The sequence below is a fragment of the Methylobacterium nigriterrae genome (genome assembly GCF_037106235.1).
Lineage (GTDB): Bacteria > Pseudomonadota > Alphaproteobacteria > Rhizobiales > Beijerinckiaceae > Methylobacterium > Methylobacterium nigriterrae.
The window spans coordinates 1-904 of record NZ_JBAWTG010000428.1; the positions used below are offsets into that span (position 1 = coordinate 1).

At 73.6% G+C, this 904-nt stretch carries 1 protein-coding gene; it reads left to right on the forward strand.

Annotated elements, in window-relative coordinates:
* Window positions 1-904: cytochrome c3 family protein (locus WDW90_RS37560; RefSeq protein WP_336492797.1), on the forward strand; the 904-nt coding region annotated here is incomplete at both ends.

Below are 904 nucleotides of genomic sequence, written 5' to 3' on the forward strand. Positions count from 1 at the left end.
GGCTGCCACGGCCAGGGCGCGCGCCACGTCGCCTGGGCCCAGGCGCGTCAAGCCTGGTGGCGCCAGGGCGGGAGCGAGGACCCGGACAAGGGGTTGCTGGTCCGCTTCGACGAGCGGCGCGATCGCGCCTGGCCGATTGATCCCGCGACCGGTAACCCGACCCGTGCCGCCGCGGCGCCCGCGCTGCGCAAGGAGGTCGAGACGTGCGGGCTCTGTCACGCGCGCCGCGGCATGCTCTCCGAGGATTGGGTCCCGGGGCGGTGGCTGTCGGACACGCATCAAGTCGCGCCGCTCGCGCGCGGGCTCTACCACGCAGACGGACAGATGCTCGGCGAGGTCTACAATTACGGCCCGTTCAAGCAGAGCCGGATGTTCGCGGCAGGCGTGACCTGCAGCGACTGCCATGAGCCGCACCGGGCGACGCTCCGGCTCCCGGGAGACGGCGTCTGCCTGCAATGTCACGCGACGGCCCGTTACGCGGCCGCGGCGCATCACCGCCACGCGGGCGTCGCTCCGCCGCTTGCCTGCGCCTCCTGCCACATGCCGACCCGCACCGAGATGGTGATCGACCCCCGGCACGATCACAGCCTGCGCATCCCGCGGCCGGATCTCTCGGCGCGGCTCGGCACGCCAAACGCCTGCAACGACTGCCATGCCGACAAGCCGGCGAGTTGGGCGGCCGCGGCCGTCGAGCGCTGGCACGGCCCGGACCGGAAAGGTTTCCAGCGCTACGGCGAGGCGTTTCAGGCGGGATGGGCGGACCGGCCGGAGGCCGCGGCGCTGCTGGCGGCGGTGGCATCGGATCCGCTCACGCCCGCCTTCGCACGCGGCAGCGCGCTGAGCGAGCTCGCCTCGCGTCTCTCGGCGGCGAACCTCGATCTCGCCCGCAAGGGCCTCGCCGATC